This is a genomic window from Natronosalvus amylolyticus (assembly GCF_024298845.1).
GTDB classification, from domain to species: Archaea; Halobacteriota; Halobacteria; order Halobacteriales; family Natrialbaceae; genus Natronosalvus; species Natronosalvus amylolyticus.
Window position 1 is genome coordinate 2,365,039 of the sequence record NZ_CP101156.1, and the last position, 20,199, is coordinate 2,385,237.

Sequence of the window (20,199 nt, forward strand, 5' to 3'; positions counted from 1 at the left end):
CACTCGAGCAGTCCTCGGCAGTCGTACAACGGGACACCCTCAGACTGGTCTCCGAAGATGACGACTGTTCACGGGCTCGATGGTGCCTGCTACCTTTGCTCGAGATGCCAATATTCACTCCGGGATATACGGGTCTAGGTACCCTTGGGAATACACCACGGCGACGCCTGCGGCCACGGTTGCAACCAGTCCGATCGAAATCAAGAGCCAGGGCGTCCCGCTTTCCTCGTCGATGGTGGATTCCGGATCCGGCGTTTGTTCGCCGTCATCGGCTTCCGAGCCTTCAGCATCGTCGACTCCAGAGTCGGTGTCGCCTGAATCTGCGTCAGCTCCTGGACCCTCGGCGTCGTCAGACCCCGAGTCGGTGTCGCCCGAATCATCGTCGGCTCCCGAGTCGGTCCCACTTGAATCGTCGTCAGCCCCCGAATCGGCCTCGTCTGCATCGTCGTCCGAACCGGATTCCACCTCGGTGACGGTCACCGTACCCACTGACTCGTCGTCCAGCGAGATGGGTACCGTTCCTGGGTGATAAAGCGCGGCGTCGAATACGACCGTCTCGGAACTTCCGCCGGCGAGGGAAACGCTCTCGTTGTCCACCTCCTCGCCATCGACGAGCAGTTTCACTTCGTACGAGCCCGTCTCGTCACCAACGTTCGTCACGGTCCCTGACACCGTGATCTCCTCGCCTACCTCGATCTCGGTCGGCTCGAGCGCGAGTTCGGAGAGTTCGAACGCGGCGGGGTCATCATCGTCCGGCGGCGATGGTGGCGCTGGCGGTGCTGGTGGGGGACTCGAGGAGTCGTCGTCACTCGAGGCCGTCGAAAGCGACAGGCGGTGGTCACCGGCCGGGAGAGTGATTACAAGCGTGCCGTTCGAGCTGGCGTCGACCTCCTCGTCAATGGCGTCCGAATCCAGGCTCTCGATCGAGATCGAATCGCCCTCCTCGAGACCGGTGTCGTGGATGGTTAACGTGACGGAGTCGTTTGCCTCGTACGCCAGGTCTGCCACGTCGTCGACCTCGAAGTCAATATCTCCGAATAAGAGTGCCTCGAGCGAGCCGTTGATCGTCATCCCTGGGGTGTCCGCGGGATCGATCAGGACGTCGTTCGCCGATGCGTTGACTGCCGCGACACAGGTGCGGTCGTTATCACGTTCTTCCAGCCGGAGTTCGGCCGCACCAGCCGCCACAAATGAGACGTTCGCAATATCCGCGCCCTCGAGCGAGACGGTCTCGTTGTCCGGGAACGTGGGATATGCCTCATCGGCACCGGTGGCGTTGTCAGTGACTTCGAGACCGCTATCGGTCACGTACACCGGGCCGCCGCCGGACCCGTCGGCACACTCGAGAGACTGGTCGGCCGCAAGTGTCGGACCAGCCAGCCCGACCGTCAAAGCGCCGACTGCGAGCAAGCAGACGAGCAGGGCCACGAAGAGCCGCCTCGATCGGCTCGCGTTCGCCAATTCTCGGTCACGTATCGAGTTCGATGCCACGTCATGGCCCCCCGTTCGAGAATTCGGTTTTGGTCGTCCGTATCGTCGCTACCCATCGAGTGTCTCGACTGTTATCGACGCCCGACGTGATCGAAACCTCGAGAGAATCGTTGCTATCGTCGAAGCCAATATCGACGCTTCCCAGCTCCTCGTCTTCAAATTCGCTGACGATTCTGGTATGGATCGTCGACATCGTTCCGTCGTTCGTCACGGATCCATCGATGTGCCAGGACGCCCCCTCGTGGAAGAGCGTTCGTCCAAGGATCTGTGCGGTGAACGCTATCGAGCAGTCGACAGGTACCTCGATTCGTTCTTCCTCGCCGTCGAGGAACAACTCAACCTGCTGGTTACTGGCCGAGGTCTCGTTCCGGAGGACGTACGTCGATGCTTGTGCATCGCCAGCCGTTTCGAAACTGCCACTCGCGTAGGCGAACTGGCCGTGCATATCGGCTTTGGCCTCATCCCCACCGGGAATGGTTGCGAACCTCGAGTTTACCTCATTCCGATGGCCGCCACCGATCGTTCCGTACATGGGGATACCAGGCATGTTCGACGTCATCGTTGCATTGTCGGCGCCACCCGATATCGTCGAAAACGGCTGGGAAGCGTTGTTCTGAACACCGCCGCCAACCGTCGACCAGAGCTCATCCGCCACGTTTTCCTGACCGCCGCCAACTGTCGCGTGATGATTGTTGGTCGCATTATTTTCCCCGCCACCAATCGACGCGTAGTCGGTTCCAGCCGCGTTATCCGCCCCACCGGCGACCGTCGCAAACTCTCCCTCCGCGGTGTTGTCACCACCCCCGGAGATTGTCGCGGAATTTCCGTGGACTTTGTTCGTCAACCCGCCGCCGACCGTCCCGTAGATGCCCGTAACCTCGTTGCCATCGTCGCTGCCGAAGTCACCGCCACCGCCAGATATCGTCGCCCCGCTGACGTCCCCGACGCTGTTGTTCGGGTGGCCAGCGACGATATTTCCGGCCTCGCTCGGATCGTCGGCGTCCTGGACGGCGAGTTCGAACACGTTCGAATCGGTTTCGGAGACACCCGTAATCGACGTTGTATACAGCTCATCGAGCGGCCGGTCTTCGGTCCCGAGTTGTCCCTGTGACTCCACCTGACTCGCCGAGGCCGATGTCACACCTAGACCAACCAGGCCGGCAAGGCCGATCCCAGTCAGCGCCGAACGGCGACTGACAGACGGGCCTCCCGCTGGTTTATCACAGACCTCGTCGGGAGTATCCCCATCGAGTTGTTCGAGTTTCGCCCGCTGTGCCTCGAGTCGGTCTGCTTGCCGTTCGATCGTCTCCCGTTGGCTCTCGAGTACTGACTCGAGAGTGTCGATCCGGTCTTCGAGAGACGGGTCGTCTGTTTCCATTGAACGCTGCCTCGGCTCTGAGTGGCGTCGATCAGTCATCGGCGACCACCCCGTCTAACGGAACGAGATTCTGGACGGTCACACGAGGCACAGCCTACACTGGCTCGAGTTCTCCGTCGGCGAGACGGGCGTAATCGAACAGACGAACAATGCTTCCAGCGACCGCCCGTCTGTCCCGAATGGGTCTTGGACCTCCTTCGCGTACGTTGAAGGGAGTTCGTATCGAGGCAGTCAATCGACCGATCCGTGCCAAACCGTTCTTGTAAAGGTGGAATAACAGTCATAGTTTCGTCCACGTGCCAGCGCGTCCAGTTCGACCGGCGACGGCGATGCCAACGGACTAGCCCTGGCTCGAGTTCACCAATACTTGCGACGATACCGCCTTCATGTTACGGCACACTACAGTGTTTCACGGCGTGACATCCTCCCCGTGGTATACAGTGACCCGTGGAATTCTCGCAGTTCTCTTTAAATTAGAGAGGCCAGATTTAACTAACAGTGGTGAGTATGCCCTTATAGTAACAAATGTACTTCAGGGAGTTATCCGAAGAGGCACCTGGGCGACTTATACCATATGATCAGCGACCATATTATAAACCCGACCCACTCCCACCTGAGGGCGGATTTCAACTCGAGAAAGAATTCTATGAGATCCTGTCGGAGGCGACGTTCTGGCTCGGAAAGCTCAGCGGGTTCAGTCTACAGACTGATTTCGCACCAGTGTTGTACACGTCTTTGCTTCGTAAAGAAGCGATAGAATCGTCCGAAATCGAGGGGGCAAATATCGATTACAACGCGTTGTATAGTTTCGAGACTCGATCGCTGGACGGTGATGGTTCAGTCGACGAGCAAGCGACAGCTTCGGATGAAACGAAAGATGTGCAAGAAGTCCTCAACTACGAACGAGCACTCAAAAGCGGGATCAACGCACTTGACCAGGGTGAGGGAATCTCCATCGAACTGTTGCATACCCTCCATGAAATGCTCCTTTTCGATGTTCCAGAAACTCGCCGAGATACAGACACCATCGGTGAGTTCAAGACAGTCCCGAATCACTTAGGAGAGTTCGTCCCACCCGTTCCGAGCGCAGTTGACGGGCTAATGGATGCGTTAATGACGTATATCCGAACAGGTGGAAGTTACCATCCGCTGATCGATATTGCACTCACGCATTATCAGTTCGAGACAGTTCATCCATACGGAGATGGTAACGGCCGACTCGGGCGTCTACTCATCACATTACAACTGTATGATCAAGCGTACCTCGAGCAGCCAATCCTGTATCTGAGCGAATATTTCAATCGCCACAAAGAGACGTATGTCGATCGAATGAACGCTGTCCGCAAGCACGGAGAGTGGGACGCTTGGCTCGAGTTCTTCGTAACGGGCCTCCGGCATCAGGCCGAGGAAGCCTTGCTTCGCTCCCGAGAGTTACACACCTTGCAAAAGGAGTACGAAGACGAATACGTCGACATCTCAACTACCTCTGCTCGGTTGGCGTGTAAGCTCTTCGAGCAGCCGTATCTAACCGCAGGCGTTGTCCAGGAGTTGCTCGGTGTCACGGCTCCGACCGCTTATCGAGCGATCAACAAACTCGAGGAAGCGGGTGTCCTCGAGGAAACGACTGGGAAAGAACGGAACCGAGAATACCGTGCAAGGGAAATCTTCGAGATTCTCGAACAGCCACCACAAACATACTGAACAAAGAACGCCCTCGAGTACTCAAAACGTCGACTAATAAACGAGAGTTCCTCCGGTATGCTACCGGTTCTCCTTGAGTGCGGTTTGGAACCTCGAACGCCACACTCGGCGGAAATCCGATGGACGGATTCCACGTCCTTCAGGGCGTGGAGGAGGTCAAGTACTCAACCGTAGAACCTCAAGTACCTCCATGGACGCTCAAAGAATCGACTCGAGAACCTCACGCAACCTGTCAGTGTCAACCTCGAGGTCGCTGTGTCGAAATTCGCCGCCTGCTTGGGCGTGGGGGAGACAGGAGACGTACTCGTAGTCGATATCCAGCAGGTTCGCCAGGACGTAGTGGTGAATGTTTTCCTCGGCGTCGAGAACCATCTCGAGGAGTGTCGGATCCTCGCCAAAGATAACGTTCGAGAGGCCAGCACCATAGGGGCCGACAACCATCTCCGCATTTGAAAAGAGACGAACCTGGTCGCTAAATGATAGCCGGCCGGGTTCGTAGACTTCGAACGCATACTCCTCGAGGACCTCGAGTACCTCACGTCGGTTGTGGAGACGTCGCCGTGGAGCATCGGCCCGTGAAATGAAGATTCGGTCGCCAAACGAGCCCGATCCAGGTGATACATTTTGTCGCATACGATTGCGAACCCACTGGAGATCACGCATGGACGGGTACGTAGGTATCTGACTCCAGGTCAGAAAACGGTGTGATGGGACCAACAACTGCTGGACGTGAACCGGATCGCTCCCCGTCTGCTGGAGAGACTCAAGTGGATACCCCAGCAGCGACAGGGACTCTCGCTGCCAGCTACTCAACTCCCCTCTGATGATGAGTGTCGGCTCTTCACCCGTTTCTCTCATGTAGGCTTCGTAGGCCCAGAGCTTCGGGAGGACTTCGAACGTCCAGTGGCCGAATCCGGTGAAAAAACCCGTGAGCAAGAACCCCGAGTCGACCGTTGACGTGGGCCTGGTTCGAGCATACGATCCCAAGATTGCATCGGTAAGTGAGACGTTAGCGGCGAACGTCTCGCGTTCTTTCCACCCGTCCTGACGTGCTTTTGCCGTCCCGATCGCCGATGGCGAGATGTATCGCCCATCGAGATTGATGATCGGCTCGGATCCAATCAGCACCGCATCCTGAAACTCACAAACATCCCGTGGGGTGGCGATTGCCTGGCCATCGACGGCTGGTATGAAAGCAGGGTGTGGGGGGTCGTGCAAGCCATCGTATCGGAACTGTGATTTAGCACCCTCTTCAACGCGGATGACATCTGACGCACGAGAATACACCGCATCGTCCTCCTCAACCAGAAGGCGCCGGCGAAAGGGCTCCTTCGCGCCCGCGAGGCCCAACCCCAGTACCCCATCCTTGCGATACTTATACCGCGCCCGCTCGAGGAAATCTGGAGCCATGTTACAGATACCCCATCTGTGCAAGCTGTCGTTTTCGTTCCCCATTGACTACCTGTTCTGCCTGTGGTTCGCACTCGAGCGCCATCCGTTTGCTCGCGAGGATATCTGATTCGAAAAGCGTGGTATCTTCGATTGGAAACCCCTCCAACTCATCGGCCGTCGTTCGCTTTACTCGAGTCTCGGTGTCGAGATCGAGGTCGAATACTGCCGTCCTGCCGAGGCTGTCCCAGCGGATCTTCCGTTGATCGGTATACGCACACCTGATCAGTCGATCCCAGTAGGCACCGCCTGCGTCCTCGCCCGTATGGCCGATCACTTCGCCAGTAATCGGCTCGTCGCCGAAGGAGTACCTCTCACCGTGAGCGAGGCGTACGAGTAACTCCCCGAGTTCGAGGTGGCTGACCAGTTTCGACTCCGTATACGGATACCCATCGGGCGGATTGATGAGAACGAGCGGGACATGAAGAATTGCCTCACTGAGACTCGAGTGGTGCTCGAAACGCTCCTCATCGGCCGCCGACCCGAGGTTTTCGCCGTGATCTGCGGTGATGACAATCGTAGTCGGATGTTCGGTTCGCCGCTGGATTTCGTCGATCCATGCATCCACCTGCCGATCGAGGTACTCGATCGATGCCGAGTACAGTTGTTCGTAATTTCGGACGTACTCGTGATGCTGTCCCGGATTACGGTTGACCTCTTTGGCTGATGGCCCACCTTTCGACGTCCACGAGTTTGGAACCGAGTGGAGTTCGCGGTTCAATCCCCGATGATGGTACATTGGAACGTGCGCATCCATCAGATTGAGAAACGCGAACACCGGACGGTCGGTGCACTCTGTAGTGAGAATTCTGGATGTCGCTTCCGAGAGAGCCTTTTTTGTGCCCTTATCCTGGATTTCGGGCCATGGCCAGCCGGAAAACAAGAGGTCGTACGGATTCACTTTCGCTAGCACACCGTTGGTGAGGCTGCGGATTGGATGAGCGTCCTGCAGCGCCCGTCTGACATACTCGAGGTGGCCAACGTCCCAGAGGTCAGGATCTCTCGGGGAGAGAGCGTGATCGAACTGAAGAGCACCTGCGTGGGGTACCTGCGAAAACTCTTCGAAGAAGGAATCGAACCCATAGTACCGACTGGCATATGCGTTCGTACTGACGCCGATTCGAGCGTGATCGGGCAAGTCCTCGAGAAACGTCTCCGTCAGGTCAATACGCGTAAAGTCTCGAGCGTGAGTGTGAACGCCGTGGACGTGCGGGAGTTCGCCAGTGAACATACTCGCGTGGCTCGGTACGCTCCATCCGCTGGCGGCGCGACACTGGTGGTACACTACCTCAGCCCGTTCAGTCAGTCGAGGCGCAAACTCGTCGAAATAATCCTTGCGAACAGTATCGAGACAGAGCAAAACGACGTTTCTCACGGGAGTGCCTCCAGCAGAGTTCGTTCTCTGATAGCATTCGGTGAGTGTCCGAATGTGGGCTCCTTGTGAGCGACTGTTCGGACGCTTGCTCGATTTCGTTCCTCACTGCGTGTCCATCCCCGTAAATTCTGAGACCGTACCACACTCAGATCTCTCATATCAGCTGGTTTTTCCACGTTTCGGGCGTCTCGTCGGTGACGATCTCGAGGTCAAGGTGGTACTCAAACTCTCTAGTTCCCTGTTCGTCGATCCAGTCGACCATCTCGACGAGTCCATCTCGGAGAGTGTACTGTGGACGGTACCCGAGCAACTCACGCGCCTTATCAGCTGAACAGTTCGCGAGTTTCACTTCCTGAGGCCGATCACGAACGTAGACAGGATCCAGGTCGAAATCGATTATGTCGGCAATCGTCTCCGCCAGGGAGTTGATTGACACGAACTCATCGTCGGGGCCGACGTTGATCGTCTCGCCACAAACGTCTTCCCGGAAAGCGAGTTTCGCGAGCGGGCGAACGACATCGGCCACATACGAAAAACACCGCTTTTGCTCGCCATCGCCGTAGATGATTGGCTGTTGTCCCTGGAGCATCCGGTTGATAAAAATAGATGCAACGTTCCGGAAGGGGTCATCGTAGCGCTGTCGGGGCCCGATGATGTTGTGAGGAACAACGACCACATACTCGAACCCGTGACACTCAGCCATAACCCTCGTCAGTTCCTCGGCGGCAACCTTGCTGGCCGCGTAGGGATCTTGCGGTCTCGGCTCCATCTCCTCTCTAAACGGAAGTTCGTTCTCGCCATAGCGCGACATACTCGAGCAGTAGACGAACCGGTCAACGCCCTCGGCTGCCGTCGCAGCGAGCGTTGCAGATGTTGCCTGGTAAATACTCTCGGTGATGGCTGCAGGAGCGAACACGCTTGCGCCCTCATACGAGAGCCCTGCTGTGTGGTATACGACATCGGACCCCCAATCGCCGTTTTCATTGCCTCGACGTCAGTGCAGTCTACGCGATGAAACGCTGCCCCCTCAGGGACGTTCTCCATGTAGCCCCCCACTAGGGTGTCATTGCCCGCCACCTCGTGGCCTCGCTCGAGGAACCATTCGGCAAGATGGCTTCCAAGAAACCCCCCAATGCCAGTAATAAATATTCTGGCCATGGCGGTCATTGTAACTCATACATAATAAATTGTGATTATGCTGACACACATGAGATTCAAAATCTCAATACAGTACCCACAGGCACAAAACACAGGAAGAGACCACCAATTTCCTCGATTGTCAGTACCCACGGGTGACTTCTCAAATGATTGAACTCGAGGGTATTTTCTTCGAATTCCTGTAAACTCGTGGGCTCCCACTCCGGTAGCGGATCAGGGAAGATGCTCGAGCCAGGGTTGAAGATTAAAGAAACAATGAATTTTCCCGAACGCTTACTACCTCATAGGCTCGTTGCAACGTATATGTCACACACAGACACCGTCATCATCGGTGGCGGTGTCGCAGGCTGTTCGCTCGCGTACCTCCTCGAGCAGCGAGGGGTGGCCGTGACACTGCTCGAGAAAGGAGAGATCGGTGGGCTCCTCCGTGAGATTGAGTTTGACAGCGGATACTATTGCGACTCGGCACCACATCTGTTGTTTTACGATGAAGAAAACGAACCCGAGGTGGGCGAACTCTTCTCACAACTTACCGACCTGACCCACCACGACTTCTACGCTGCGACGTACCCACAGGGGACACTGAATGAACCCCATCACTACCCGGTGAGCGAAGAAAACATCGACCGGTGGACCGATGCCGAAGAGATACGTAAAGAACTCGCTTCCGCACCCGGTCAATCCGATGCCGAACACTTCGAGGAGTACGTGCTCGACCAGGTCGGCCCGACACTATACGAGCGGTACTATCGCAATTATACCGAGAAACACTGGGGAATCGACCCAGAACAGATTGTCGGCGACTGGTTCGACTTCAAGATCAACTTCCCCGAAACAGAACGTGATTTCTTCGGCAACGGGGCTTACTACCCAGATGCAACGTACGCAGACGTACTCGCCGAGATGATCACAGACTGTGAGGTCGTTTTCAAAGGGGCAACAGGGCTGATCACAGACGACGACCAAGTCGAGGGCGTCCGAACCGAAAGCGGTGACGTGGTCACTGGGGACAACTACGTGAGCACCATCGATCCAAGTATCTTGGTCGATTCGGGCGACCAACTTCGCTACCGGAGTATGGTTATCCTTGGTGTCCACATTGTGGCCGACGAACGCCCGTTTCCGCCCCACGTTGACTGGGGATACTTTCCGAACGACTACGCGTTCACCCGACTCACCGATTACGGATTCACCCCACAGTCGCTTCCGGACGGCGAGTACATCCTGACGGCAGAGTTCCCCTGTTTCATAGACGACGACCGCTGGGCACACCCGGACGATTGGTTCGAACACTACCTCGTGGAATTTCTCGAAGCGCAAGGAATCAACGTCGAAGTGATCGCCGCTGAGATCAGACGTGCCCCACGGGCGTACCCGCTTCCACTCGCTGAGGAACTCGAAACATTCGAGCGGCTGCAGGCCCAGCTCTCGTCGTACGAAAATCTATTCACCCTGGGTCGCACGAGCACGTACGAGTACATCTGGATCAAAGATATCGTCAAGCGTGCGTATGAGGTCGCCGACGAAATCAAAGCTGTAGACTAGCCGTAGTTCCATCGGAGACGATACGACCTTGGACGTCTGAGCCGGTTTGGCTGAACTCTCGAATCGTCAATATCCCCGGCTTCGAGTAGTGTTGATTCAACAATATGAGAGAATTCCGCCTCTAGAGTCGCTCTCGGAGCACGTAACCGATCCCGCCGAGAGCGCCGATTGCCACGACGAAGCCGACGATCGTGCCGAAGCCGACCCCTGATGGATCGTCGTCTTCCGTCTCACCCTCTATCTCAGTACTATCGCCGTCTCCGGCGTCGCTGGAGTCGTCATCGCTAGATTCGCCCCCTCCGACATCTGCCGTGTCGTCGCTTGTCGTATCAGCGTCATCGTCGTCGCTCGTCTCAGCCCCCTCATCGTCGTCGCTCGTCTCGGCCCCGTCATCGTCTTCCGGTGGCTCCACAGCGACGACGGAGACGGTGGTGACCGTTTCGATGCCGACATCGAACTCGCCCTCGGCGTCGAATGCGTGGACGAACTCGAGGGTCGTCTCCTCACCGCCTTCGAGCGTCACGTTCGTTTCATCGACTACCGAACCGTCGACGAGCAATTCGATCGTCTCCGTCCCGGCTTCGTCGCCGACATTTTCGATGCTCACGATCACCGATAACGGTTCGCCGACCTCGAGTTTCGTCGGATCGACCGATTCGTTGTGGATCTCGAACGCGGCCGGTTCGGCGGGGTCGGGCGGCGATGGCGCTGGCATCGGCGGTGGTGGGGGTGAGGAGCCGCCGTCGTCGTCGACTTCTACTGACGCGGATAGGGCGACCTCACCAGCGGGGATTTCGAAGGTGACTGCGCCGTCACCGTCAACCTCGGCTTCGAGAGTTGCGTCACCGTCAGTCACCACCGTATCGCCCTCTTCGAGCCCGGTGTCGTGGATCGTGAGCATGAAGGACTCGCTGGCGTTCGAGACGACATCCATTTGCCCGTCCTCAAGGTCGCCGTCACCGATGGCCAGTCCATTGACCGTGCCGTTGACGGTCACGACGGTGCCGTTTTCAGGCGTGATCGTGACGGGGTGGGTGCTCGCGTTGATGGCCGCGAAACAGGTTCGCCCCGGTTTATGATCTTCGAGTCGAAGCTGTGCCTCGCCGGCGGCACTGAACGAGACGTTAGTGTCGTTGATCCCACGAAGTTCGACAGTCTCGTTATCGGGAAACACGGGATAGCCCTCGTCGGCGGCGGTAGCGTTGTCCTCGAGCTCGAGGCCGCTGTCGGTGACGTAGACTGGGCCGCCACCGTCGCCAGCGGTGCACTCGATGTCGACGAGATTCGAATCGGCCGTTACCGTTCCCGGAACGGCGACGACGAGCCCAAGAACGATCACGACGGCGAGGAACACCGCCGCCGGTCGAGTTCCGCTGAACCGCCGATCACTCATGGGAATCGGATGTTGGTACCGCGGCCGACGAAGCCTGCTCGTCGTCAGTTCCATCAGTGACAGTTACGTCACCGTCTCCGCTGTCAGAAGTCATTACTGTCGTCTCTTCACCACTCGGTAGGTCGAACGTCACGAACTGGAATCCGGATTGGACGGTGTCCCCGTCATCGTCTAGCAATTCAACGACGAGATCACTAGAGTTACTCGTGGTTCGGGGGTTGACGTTCGTCAACGGCGTGACCACCGTCACGTACTGGTCGTAAAAGTAGTTCTCGTGCTCGATACTGATTCGGTAGCGCTCCTCAGTGCTATTCCATTCGGCACTGCTAACGTTGACGGCGTTTTCGACCGTCCCATCGGAGTTGATCCACCCCTTTGCGATCGGGCCGGCGGTTCGTTGTGGCGTCTCGTCTGCAAAGGCGAGCGTCCCACCGAGAACGGTATCGCCGGTGGTCTCGTGATCGCCATCGGTTTTGCTGTCACCCTGAGAGTACACCCCGTGGCCGGCTCCCGACATGTCCATCCCGCGAACACCCCACCCTTCCGGTGAGTGGTTTCGACCCAGGACTCCGTACGCCGTGCCGCTATCGGCTGTTGCTAGCCCGAAGACGCCTCCGGCGTCCGACACGCCCTCGTCTTCACCGCTCCGATCCGTAATGCCAGAGACACCGATGCCCGAACTGATGAACGAATCGTGATCGTAGTCGTCGGAGACGACCATCCCGGTTACGCCCCGCCCGGTTTTGGATTCCGTGATCCCCCGCACTCCATGGGTGGTATTCTCACCGGTGGCTCTCCCTTCTACGCCAGCAGGAACGATCTCAGGAGTCCCTGTATTGTCTGCGTCCGCATCAGTTCTCCCTTCGACACCCTTGGTTTCTGCTGTGACGGTATCTGCGGTCGCGTGACCCTTGACACCGGTCGCCCCGTCAGTGTCCCCAGCTGTTGTCCCGCCGACCCCTATTGCCGAGCCACTGTCGGCGGTCGCCGTTCCTCTGACCCCGTACGCGTCTTGACTTTCGGAGTCCGTGATGCCCGAAATCCCGTACGTTTCACCGAGCGCCGCCGTCGACCGCCCTTCGATTGCGGTCGTGCCGTCGGCGTCGATGTCGGTTTCTGAGGTGATCTCGGTGGCCTCGAGATCGATCGTGTACAACGCATTGAGTGGGCGATCCTCGGTACCGACCTGTCCGTGAGGCTGTGGCTGTGCGCTCACAGATCCGGCACCGAGTCCGAGCAACGCGAGCGCGCCACCGGCCTGTAACGCACGTCGGCGGGTTACTGGTACCGAACTCCCACCACTGGACGTCCCCGTCGTCGACCGCTCAGCGAGTTCCTCGAGCCGGGAGTTCTGGCGTTCGATAGTCGCTTGTTGATCTGCGACGAGCGCTTCGAGCCGCTCGAGTCTGTCATCGATTGCTGCATCCGGTTGTGAGGGAGTGGGTTCCATAGTTTGGTTGTGAGTACGTTCGATGTCTGCGCTGGCCGATGGATCGGTTCCTGCAGGGTTTTCCTCACTCATCCGCACTCATCTCCGTTGATTCACCAGCGGTCACATCCTCGAACGTTTCGAGGGGGGACTCGACGTCTATCACGCAATTCGTGCCGAAGCGCTGGTCGCGTATCGATCCTCCCTCCGTCTCCGTCGGGAGCACGCTTGTCGGGTTCCGGGTGGTTCGGGTAAGTGCACTGGCCCATATTTCTGTCTGCGGCTGGTTTGATTTCCGTAACATACTCGGGATGCGTAACTAACACCTATAATGTTCAGCTAACTGTAACGTAATCTCCTAGATTACTCTAGGGTAACCGGCCAGCCCTTGAGCATCGACCATCGCGAGGCCTGCCCCCGGCGATTCGGCGGTCAACGGCTCGCCGAGTTCGTGACCGATCTGGATCGAGATCACCCACTCCTTCGGGGATTCGATTGAATGGACTACCCCTCGGATACTGCCACGTTCACGATATCATCAGGAGTGAAAAGAGAGACGTTATCTCGAGCGGATGCTCTCTGTTTTAAATCGGCAGAAAACCCGGATCGAGAGAAACAACAGTAATGATACTCGAGTTCGGTATCTTGTGGTGGTGTCCACCGTATCTGGTCTGCAGACCGCTCGAGAGCAGCCAAATCGCCTTCCGTCATCGTTCTCGAGGTAAATTTACATTCACCAACGACAAGTGTCCCGTCGCTTGCGAGACCAACAACATCGACTTCGTGTTGCTGGTGCCACCAGTAACCGATTCCACGGTACGCTTTTGGAAGTGAACTACTCCTGCCTACTCTGCCGCTTACACGGCTTCCTTGAGGCAGGAGCTTCCTGTTTCAACGACACGACTTGCAGACACAGAACGAGCGTCCACAGCGTCCACGAGAACTCCGTTCTCGTGTGGCCCATCAGAACCTTCGGTTCTGAGGACGGTCGCAGTCTTCACAGGCGTACCTTTGGAGTGAACCACTCCTAGTTTCTCCAGACCACGCGATTTCACGTTCAATGCGGCGTTCCAATCTCTATCCAACTCGAACCCACACGATGGGCACGAGTGTTCGCGAACCCACAGCGGCTTCGCAGTCTCTACCCCACAACACGCACACTCTTTCGTCGTGCCGCGAGCAGTCACTTCCACGTAGTGTGTGCCGTGCTTGTCACAGTGGTGTTCAAGAATCGAACGGAAATCGCTCCATCCGACCTCGGATTTGTTCCGAGCGTTCCCCTCGGATTCGAGCATCGACTTCACGTCGAGGTTCTCAACGAACACAGCGTCGTACGCTGTCGCGTAAAAGTGCGCGAGCTTGTGCTTGTAATCGCGCTTTTTGTTCGACATCCGAGCGTGAACCTCGGCCACTCGACGGCGCTGTTTCTCCCAGTTGTTCGACTCATATTGCTTGCGAGAGAGCGAGCGTTGCTCGCGTTCGAGTCGCTCTCGCTCATCTGATAAGTCGAGTCGCCCAATGGAAAGCCCATCAGAATCGTGAACGAAGTTGAGCACACCGAGGTCGAGACCAACCGTGTCCTCTGCATCGATGGCTTCTGGGTCTGGTTTCTCTGGTTCATCGGTGCTGATGCAGAACGAGGCATACCACGCTCCTGTCGGCTCTTTCTTCACCGTGACCTCTTTGATAGCGTCGTGCTCTGGCAGGTTTCGGTGGAGTCGGATTGGAATTTCGAGGGTTTCACCGCGAACCTTTTTGAGTCGCAGAATTGCTCGGTCTCTCGGGCCACTCTTCGTGTCGAGTTCGAAGCCCGATTGCCGATACGTGAAACTCCGGTACTCACGCGGTTTCTTCCAGTTCAACGAGCCAACGCTGTATCCCTTGGCTTTCAGTTTGCCGAGGTTGTTGATGTTGGTTCGGATGCGTTCGACGGCTTTCTGTAACACGGTGGAGTAGACTTGTTTCAGGTCGCTCCACTGTTGTTTGAGTCTGGGGAGGTCGTCTCGGACTTGCCAGACGCGCTGTCGAAGCGTGCCGTCGTCTTCTGGTAGCTTGTTGAATTCGTGGAGTGCGTGGTTGTACACTTGTCGCACGGTGTTACGAGTCCAGTCGAGTCTCTCCCGCTGTTCGCTCGCCGGGAAGAGTCGGTATTTTGGACTGTACACCATGTGACTCTTCTCCTGCTAGTGGTTGTGGTTAGTTAAGCGCTTTGATTAGATTCGTTTGATATGTGTGCGGGCGCTGTATCCCCGCCTTACTCACTCACTGCACGTTGGTTCGTTCGCTCCTTGAGAACGGGGGCTTAGCGCCCTCTCTTTCAGCTAAATGCAGATTCTAGCACCTCGAGTTCCGCTTCTCGGTTGACGAAACGAGTGTGAGCCATAGTCTGTGTATGTGAACCACTGAGTTGACATCCTCCCCGCCCTGAAGGGCGAGGATTCCCGAGCGTTGGGATATTAAGGTTTGCAACCCACCTGTTCGCTCGGTGCGAAATGCCCCGAGGTTTGATTGAACAGGTAGGCTACTGGCCGTGCCAAACGACCGTTACTCATATCCCTCGTAGGGGGATTCTGAGTTATCTTTCTGCGAATGTTCACCGCACCATTCACATCCGCGTTCATCGTCACACCACACGACTCGCAAACGTACAACCCACGCTCCACGCGATTCGCGTCACGCTTCCGGCCACAGCACGAACACGTCTTCGACGTGTCGCGCTCGCTCGTGCGGTCTACGAGGATGCCGTTTTCTTCGGCCTTGTATTCGAGCAAGCGGGTGAAGCGGTCGAACTCCCAACCGTGGAGTTTCTTGTTCCCACGTTTACCCCAGTTCCGTGAGTCGCCGTTCTCGTCTTCACGAATCTTGCTCAAGTCGCCTATGGCGATGCGACCGACCGCGTGGTTGATGCACTGCCTAACGATATGCTTGGCGAGGGCGTGCAGGAAGTGGCCTTTCCGACGCGAGAGTTTCTGTCGGGCGCGGAGCGCACGGCGTGACGGGCCGTTCTCGCCTTCGGTGTCGTACTCGTCGCGGGTGAAGTAGTGTTTGTCCTGTTTCAACACGTTCCCCGGATACAACTCCGCATCACCGTCGTCGTAGGCGATGGCGAGGTAGTTCTTGATACCGAGGTCGATTCCTGCGGTGTTGTCACCGGGTGCGTCTTCGACGGGAATTTCGACCTTGCAGACGAGGTGGAGTTTCCAGCGGTCGCCGTTCCATACGGCGCGTACTTGTTGGATGTTCTCCACGGTTACATCCGGTCGTGTCTCGTATTCGGCGAGGATGAAGTCTGAGCGGTGCTGTTTGAGGTTGAAGCCTTTGGATAGGCGGAGTTGATTGTGTTTGGAATCGTGCTTGATACCCATCTGTTTCCACGTGACGGTGGAGCGTGGGTGGTTGTCGCCTCGCTTTCGGTAGCCGGGTGGATTTGCATCTGTGTCGCCGTTCTTGCGCTTTTTGAACCAGCCGTTGAACGACTCAGCAAGCTCTTCTAGAACTCGCTGACTTGACTGAGAATGTAGGTCACTGTATCGTTCGTGGTCTTTTAATTCGCGCTTGAGGTCGGCTTCGGATGGTATCTCGCCGGTTTCATCCCACTCTTGTTGGGTGTGATAGCGGGCAACGTTCCACAGTTTCGAGGCTGAGTGCCCGCACTGGTCGAGGTCGTCACTCACTTGGGAGTGGTTGACGATTCTCGCTCGATAGGTGCGGGTTGTCTCCAGCATCAGACTGTGTTCATAATCATTTATGGAATGTTCCGTATTAAAGATGGTGGTTGAGCGTGGAATATCCAGCCGTGCAGCCATCGGTGGAGGGTGTCATCCAGTGACGGCGCGTATCCCCGCCGTAAACGGCGAGGTTTTGCGCCTGCTCACCCCATAATCCTGCCAATTATCTAAATCCTGATTTTACTAATTACGATTTTACTAACCGTGATTTGATGCCGACCTATCGGCTAATTGGTTTCTCTCCTCAAGGACAAACTAGTCATCTCGAGAGCCAATCACTCGTCGTACCCTCGTCCAAATCGAACGTGAGCGAGTTGAGTGTGGCTCAGCGGTATCGCCAGATTCCCTAGACCTCGACACCCGGCCTTCTTCGTACTCTTTGATGGTCGTCTCCAAGTGCCGAATGTGGTTGTTCTTCTCCTCAAGAGTCGCTTCCAGATCTGTAACTCGACGTTCGAGAATCGCGTTTTTTCGCTCGAGATACTGCACCTTTCGCGTTCTTAGGTGTTGTTCTCCGGCTTTTTGGCTTGCTTTCCTCGAATCCTCTCGCGGTTCGTCGTGTGGCTCGTAGTACGCACTCGTGTGCTCGATCGAACGCTCGAGTGTCCGTTCACCATACGTTGCACCATCCCCGTAGTGAACGTCATCCCACTTGGCTCGAGCAAGCCCGGACTGACGAAATAGCTGGTCCATCTGGTTGTGATTGCCACCGGTCCAAAACGCCAGCAAGCAACAGAGGGCGATATCGGCTTCTGAGTGACTATCATACCCAACAGTCGACCCACTCCAGAGTCGGTTGAACTTCTCACCGTTGGAAGCTGCTCGAGCTTTCTCGAGTACCGCTTCGTTTGAGAGCGTGCTTGACCCTCTATCGTGACCACTCGAGGTTCCCCCACCACTCGAATTCTGGTCAACGTACTCACGGTGTACGTTCTCGAGTTCTGCCTGTCTGGGCTCGATTTCAGTTGGAAGTCCGGGAACGTGCTCACCGGTCACCGTGAAGTATCGAGCACGTTCGTAGAGTTCGATATTTCCGCGCCGATTCCTGCCTTGAGGGAGTTCACCGTTGACGATAACGTGATACCCAGTACCCGATGGAGAGATTTCGGTATACGAATCAAGCTGTTGTACAATCGACTTCATCTCAGGATCTGGACGTCCTGTCTCAGGATCGCGACAGTCATCCAGATCGATCCCGACGTAGGGATCATCGTCGGTGAACACAAATCCGATTCCATCACACCCACCCGATTGGAAATACTCGAGGGCACTGTCGAAATCACTCCACGTACTATCATCTGTCGAGGAGCCAAATGACCTAGTCTGTGGGTCGATCGGGACTTTGGTAGACTTCCCGTTACGTTTCTCATTGCGCCAACAAAGCCACTGATCTCGAGCTCGCATCGCTTCTGGAATTGCTATTTTGTCTATCATCTCAATCAATCAGAGAACGCATTGTTCTGCTGACCGTCGCCCCCGGGACGGTCAGCGATAGAATCCACCGTCTCCTCAGCCCGATGTGAGAGAGACTCACGACCCCTTGATTTCGGGTCGAAGTCGATGACGGCAGTTTCATTTTCCATCGCCCGGACCTCGATACCTCGCCACTCGCCATCGACCCCTACAAGGGCTTCCGCGTAGCCTGTTCGCTCATTCCCGGGCATCGCCTCCTGGACGAAGCGCATCTGCGCGGAGTTGAGGCCAAACTCTTCAGCCCAACCGGTGTCCATCCCATCGAGGTGGTGGAATTGCTTGATCGCACACTGGTCAATAATCGCTTCTGATTCGGGGTGTTGGAAGAACTCGTCGACGGTCTGGGTCACGAGCCTGATTGAAAGATTATGGTGGCGATGGTGGCGAAACACGACCTCGAGGTACTCGAGACTCGCTGCATCTTGCATGATGTACCTGGCTTCGTCGATGACGAAGACGACCTCTTTGTCCGTTTCCTTGGCTCGCTCATACACCAGCGATATCAATAGCTGCATGATCAAGCTCGTACTGCCACCGAGGCTGCCTTCCTGTTGAGCCAAATCGAGGTAGATCACCTTCTCATCGCGAATATCGAATTCGGTCTCTCGGCCGAGGTTTTCATATCGCCCACTCGCTGTAAACGGACGGAGTTGGTCGATTAACCAGGTTGCATCATTACCAATCTTGATCGATTCCTTGTGCGTCCGAACAACGTACGCTAGCGGGTCTTCGACCATCTCAACGAGAATATCGAGGACGTCACGCATCGTCGGGCTCTCGTTGTCGTGTGTCGCGATATCGTCGGTGATACCCTTCTGTGAATAGGCTTTCTCGATCGCTAACTCGAGTGTTGTGCGTCGATCACCCAGTTGGATCCCCCGGTGGGCGAAGTAGTTCGTCAAGAAACTCATGACGCTATCGAGTTTCTCTCGATATGGGCTTGCGTCTTCACCCATTGCTCGCTGAACGCGCTCTGGCGTTGGCTTCAACTCGAGCGGATTGAGACCCATATTCCCGCCGATGGTGATCCGTTCGCCACCTAAGCCCTCAGCAACACCGGCCCAGTTATTCAACGGTTCGAGGATAATGCCGATCCGGTCTTCGCTCTGTTCGATCGACCGGATAAAGTTTTGCTTCGAGCCAAAGGACTTGCCGGACCCAGGATCGCCAATGGTGAACATTGCATACCCGTTTTCTCGAGCAAAGGGGTCGATGACGACCGGGCTTTGGTTTTTCCAGTGCGAACCGAATTCGACGCCATCATCTTCGAGAATCGTTGCATTGTGAGCTGAAGCAAACAGTGCACCGACAGCTCCGCCGAGTGCAGTTGCTTCACGGCCGAACGGATTGGTTCCGATTGGTGATGTTGCCTGGATCGCAAGATCTTGCTTACAGATGGCCGTCTTCGGTGAGAGTCCGGCAGGTTGTTCGCGAAGGCGACTCCGAATCGTGCGGACGCCCTCTCGAAGTTCATCGCGCGTATCAGCGCGTACGGTGATGAACAGTGCCTGTTCGAACACACGGCTGCCGTTCTCGACGCTTTTGTACGTCGACATCGCCTCGATTGCTCGATCCTGTAAATACGAGCCACGAACGCTTCGCTCGAGGTCCGCATCAGCCTGCAGATCATCGGCAATCCGCTGGAGTTCATCTCGAGCCTGCTCTTGATTTCGCGGTCTGAGATGGACAGTGAGGTCGAACTCGACACTAGTCAGCTCGAACAGTTCGTTTAGGTACCCGTCTTTCGGGTAATCAGGATACTCTGCGATGTACAGCGTCGACGTCCACTGCTCGCCAACACGGGCCGTCCGTGTACCCCACTCGATCGCAGCAGGGGCAACGAGATTCTGATGACGCTCAGCGATATCGTCGAGGGCCGCTTCCTCTTCAGCCCCTTCGTTCAGCGTTGATTCCTCGAGTAACTCGGTGAGACTGACTTCCTCAATATCGTCCGTTTGCAATCGATCCCAGCCAATTTTCACGACCAGCGTCACCAGCGCAGTGACACCGAGATAGAGGGCCAATCCCGACTGCGTCGATGGATCCGGGAGCGTCGATGAAACCTCCAATAGGGACCCA

At 56.5% G+C, this 20,199-nt stretch carries 13 protein-coding genes and 2 pseudogenes; 2 read left to right on the forward strand and 13 right to left on the reverse strand.

Translation table 11 applies throughout. The features are described 5' to 3' along the window. Positions 1-114: 114 nt before the first annotated feature. Both NLK60_RS11100 and NLK60_RS11105 read right to left on the reverse strand, forming a co-directional pair. The gene (locus tag NLK60_RS11100) at positions 115-1,428 is read right to left on the reverse strand and encodes a CARDB domain-containing protein (RefSeq protein ID WP_254807856.1); all 1,314 of its coding nucleotides are present in this window, start codon (positions 1,426-1,428) and stop codon (positions 115-117) included. Between the two features lie 64 nt (positions 1,429-1,492). Next, positions 1,493-2,869 carry a hypothetical protein gene (locus tag NLK60_RS11105; RefSeq protein WP_254807857.1) on the reverse strand — a complete coding sequence of 459 codons (1,377 nt, stop codon included), beginning with the start codon at positions 2,867-2,869 and terminating at the stop codon, positions 1,493-1,495. Between the two features lie 525 nt (positions 2,870-3,394). On the opposite strand from NLK60_RS11105, the gene NLK60_RS11110 reads away from it, so the two are divergent. After that, positions 3,395-4,570: a Fic family protein gene (locus tag NLK60_RS11110; protein ID WP_254807858.1), complete on the forward strand. Its 1,176-nt coding sequence runs from the start codon at positions 3,395-3,397 to the stop codon at positions 4,568-4,570. Positions 4,571-4,768: 198 nt separating this feature from the next. Here NLK60_RS11110 and NLK60_RS11115 read toward each other — a convergent pair whose 3' ends face one another. From NLK60_RS11115 to NLK60_RS19630, 4 genes and pseudogenes are all read right to left on the reverse strand, one after another. Next, positions 4,769-5,980 carry a glycosyltransferase family 61 protein gene (locus NLK60_RS11115; protein ID WP_254807859.1) on the reverse strand — a complete coding sequence of 404 codons (1,212 nt, stop codon included), beginning with the start codon at positions 5,978-5,980 and terminating at the stop codon, positions 4,769-4,771. Position 5,981: 1 nt separating this feature from the next. Beyond that, positions 5,982-7,394 (reverse strand): sulfatase-like hydrolase/transferase, encoded by a 1,413-nt coding sequence (locus tag NLK60_RS11120; protein ID WP_254807860.1) that lies wholly within the window; start codon positions 7,392-7,394, stop codon positions 5,982-5,984. 154 nt (positions 7,395-7,548) lie between these two features. Beyond that, positions 7,549-8,310: an NAD-dependent epimerase/dehydratase family protein gene (locus tag NLK60_RS11125; protein WP_254807861.1), complete on the reverse strand. Its 762-nt coding sequence runs from the start codon at positions 8,308-8,310 to the stop codon at positions 7,549-7,551. Positions 8,311-8,423: 113 nt separating this feature from the next. Then, positions 8,424-8,561: pseudogene (locus tag NLK60_RS19630) on the reverse strand (NAD-dependent epimerase/dehydratase family protein); the annotation flags it as partial. A gap of 294 nt (positions 8,562-8,855) precedes the next feature. Here NLK60_RS19630 and NLK60_RS11130 point away from each other — a divergent pair. Continuing rightward, positions 8,856-10,097: a protoporphyrinogen/coproporphyrinogen oxidase gene (locus NLK60_RS11130; RefSeq protein ID WP_254807862.1), complete on the forward strand. Its 1,242-nt coding sequence runs from the start codon at positions 8,856-8,858 to the stop codon at positions 10,095-10,097. A gap of 121 nt (positions 10,098-10,218) precedes the next feature. On the opposite strand, the gene NLK60_RS11135 is transcribed toward NLK60_RS11130, so the two are convergent. The 7 genes and pseudogenes from NLK60_RS11135 to NLK60_RS11165 form a co-directional block, all read right to left on the reverse strand. Beyond that, positions 10,219-11,490, reverse strand: coding sequence for a CARDB domain-containing protein (locus NLK60_RS11135; protein WP_254807863.1), 1,272 nt, complete (start codon positions 11,488-11,490; stop codon positions 10,219-10,221). Continuing rightward, a complete protein-coding gene (locus NLK60_RS11140) occupies positions 11,483-13,012 on the reverse strand; it encodes a hypothetical protein (protein ID WP_254807864.1) in 1,530 nt (509 codons plus the stop codon). Before NLK60_RS11140 ends, NLK60_RS11135 begins: the two co-directional genes overlap by 8 nt. Before the next feature lie 411 nt (positions 13,013-13,423). After that, a pseudogene (locus tag NLK60_RS11145) lies at positions 13,424-13,756 on the reverse strand (DUF234 domain-containing protein); the annotation flags it as partial. Positions 13,757-13,776: 20 nt separating this feature from the next. Beyond that, positions 13,777-15,087 (reverse strand): RNA-guided endonuclease InsQ/TnpB family protein, encoded by a 1,311-nt coding sequence (locus NLK60_RS11150; protein WP_254807865.1) that lies wholly within the window; start codon positions 15,085-15,087, stop codon positions 13,777-13,779. Positions 15,088-15,375: 288 nt separating this feature from the next. Further along, entirely contained in the window at positions 15,376-16,644 is a 1,269-nt protein-coding gene (locus NLK60_RS11155) for an RNA-guided endonuclease InsQ/TnpB family protein (protein ID WP_254807866.1), read from the reverse strand. A gap of 258 nt (positions 16,645-16,902) precedes the next feature. After that, complete coding sequence (locus NLK60_RS11160; protein WP_484555221.1) at positions 16,903-18,081, reverse strand: phage NrS-1 polymerase family protein; 1,179 nt, start codon at positions 18,079-18,081, stop codon at positions 16,903-16,905. A gap of 5 nt (positions 18,082-18,086) precedes the next feature. Beyond that, positions 18,087-20,189 (reverse strand): VirB4 family type IV secretion system protein, encoded by a 2,103-nt coding sequence (locus tag NLK60_RS11165; RefSeq protein WP_254807868.1) that lies wholly within the window; start codon positions 20,187-20,189, stop codon positions 18,087-18,089. Positions 20,190-20,199 lie beyond the last annotated feature (10 nt).